Source organism: Pseudonocardia tropica, assembly GCF_040105315.1.
GTDB lineage: Bacteria > Actinomycetota > Actinomycetes > Mycobacteriales > Pseudonocardiaceae > Pseudonocardia > Pseudonocardia alni.
On the sequence record NZ_JBEDNP010000071.1, the window covers coordinates 1 to 2,049 of the forward strand.

A 2,049-nucleotide genomic window follows, 5' to 3' on the forward strand; every position below is an offset into this window, starting at 1 on the left:
ACCTCGACGAACACCACCGTGTCGCTGGGCCGGTAGATCCGGCCCGGCAGCGGTGAGTCGGCGCGCTGCCTACCCGCGCCCGACCACCCCCAGGTGCAGGCCTGGGGGTCAGCGAGCAGAGGCCGCAGTACCTCTGCCCGGCGGCTCGGGTCGTCCTGGTCGAACGACTGGAAGTCCGTGGCGAACCGTCCCGCGAAGCTCGCCGCCTCCAGGTCCGAGATCGGCTCCAGGGATCGCACCGAGCGGGAGAAGGAGTCCTGGCTAGCGGTGTAGCGCATCACGGCTGTATCGGCTGCTGTGGCCCGACCACGGTGAGGTGGGGCCACCTGCTCGCGGGGGAGGTCGGCGTCGAGTCGCACCTGGGGTCGCGCGAGCGCACCGGCGGGTTCCGAACCGGTGGCGTCGCCCTCGCCGTCGCGTGGCTGTTCCGGCGGCGTTGGCTGTTCCACCTTCTGCTCGCGGGCCGGGGGGTCCTTGTCGATGTCACCGACAGCAGCCGGAGCGGGAGCGCTCGTCGCGGGCTCGTTCTCGTGGGCGCGATGGAGAGGGGGGCGGAACAAGACGGGAGCAGGTTCGCGCACGGTGCCCTCGTTGGGATGGCTCTCCTGCTTGTCGAGGGCAGTACTCGAGGTCCGGCTGATGGGGGCAGCGGCTCCGTCGGAGCCCAACCCGGGGGCGGTGCGCCACGGCGCGCTGGAGGACGGTGCGGGACGGGACCGGATCGGCATCACACCCACCGCCCTGCGCGGTGCCGCCGAGACGGTGGTGCCATGACGGACCTCCTCCACAAAAATAGATCAGATCGCAAGCAGAATCTAGAATACAAGACGACATCACGTCACTATCCGCTCAGCGCGACGGCTGGTCAACCGATCGTGTGCGAGATCCGGTTCCTAAGCCGCGGGTGGGCGCCCCGGCTGGGATCTGGCGCTGGGCGCGGCTAGCGTCACAGCGCCCCGTGCCACGCCCACGGAGGCGGCGTGTTCGTGCGGAGGTGACTGGTGCCAGACGAGCCTCGCCTCAGCGGCGCGCCGCGGACGCTGGCCGAGAAGCTGAACCACCTCGCTCGCCCGCCCGGTAGCACCCGCGCTCTCTACCTCGACGAAATCGTCGAGGGGATCGAAGCTGCGGGCGGACAGGTCTCGCGCGCCACGCTGAACACGATGATGCGAGGACGCAACACCAACCCACGCCGAAGCACCATCGAAGCCTTGGCCACCTACTTCAAGGTTTCGGTCTCCTACCTGCTCGACGACCCGCATCCCGTCCTCACCGACGGCGAACACGAGATGCTCGCGAAGCTGCGGGATCCAGACCTCGCCGCACTGGTCGGCGGCATCAGTGAGCTGCGCCCCGAGACTCGTAAGTCTCTCGCCCGGATCGTCGACGACCTGCGGCAGATGCAGAACAGCGAACAGGCTCACCGCTCCTCCTGAACGGCCGCGATGCGTGCTTGGAGTGCCTGATGGGCCGTGAGCGCCGACTCGAGTGCCTCCGCGGCGAGACTCAGCAACCGTTCGGTGCTCTCGCCCCCTGGCTCAGCGCCGCCGGTACCTTTCGCGTCGAACGTCTGTTGAATCGAGGTCAGCGCGTGGATGGCTGCGCTGGACAGCGATGTCAGTTCCCGCTCCAGCCTGCTGATCAGGGCTGCCGGCCGGGCGTCATGCTGGGACGTCGTCTCTCCCCGAGGGGCGGGGGGACCAGAGCAATCCGGGTAGTGACGGACTACAGCACTTGGCTGGTACATAGCCTCTCCGTCCTGGGCCTGCTTCTGTGCCGGTTGGGTCGCAACCGGGGCGTCGGTCCGAGAGGAGACTCGCGTCGTGGAGGTGAAAGTTCCCGCGTTGCAAGACTTTTCGAGCCGAGGCGACGCTGCGAGGCGCTCTGCCCATCCAGTGCTGCCCTGCGGGCCAGCCGTCAATGACTGAAGCGCCCCGGCTTCAGTGGAGGCTGGGTTCTCCCGAGATTGGATCTTCTCGGGCGGTGTCGTGAGCGTAGTAGTTCTGTTCGTACTCGACCGGCGGGATGTTGCCGATCATGGAGTGCAGC

The 2,049-nt window shown here is 68.0% G+C and carries 2 protein-coding genes and 1 pseudogene; 2 read left to right on the forward strand and 1 reads right to left on the reverse strand.

Going from position 1 to position 2,049, the window contains the following annotated elements:
• Nucleotides 1-278 (reverse strand): annotated as a pseudogene (locus WHI96_RS27535) (hypothetical protein); the annotation flags it as partial.
• A 361-nt stretch (nucleotides 279-639) separates the two neighbouring features.
• On the opposite strand from WHI96_RS27535, the gene WHI96_RS27540 reads away from it, so the two are divergent.
• Both WHI96_RS27540 and WHI96_RS27545 read left to right on the forward strand, forming a co-directional pair.
• Nucleotides 640-774 carry a hypothetical protein gene (locus WHI96_RS27540; RefSeq protein WP_255625382.1) on the forward strand — a complete coding sequence of 45 codons (135 nt, stop codon included), beginning with the start codon at nucleotides 640-642 and terminating at the stop codon, nucleotides 772-774.
• A 227-nt stretch (nucleotides 775-1,001) separates the two neighbouring features.
• The gene (locus tag WHI96_RS27545; protein ID WP_224404100.1) at nucleotides 1,002-1,436 is read left to right on the forward strand and encodes a helix-turn-helix domain-containing protein; all 435 of its coding nucleotides are present in this window, start codon (nucleotides 1,002-1,004) and stop codon (nucleotides 1,434-1,436) included.
• The last annotated feature ends 613 nt before the right edge of the window (nucleotides 1,437-2,049 follow it).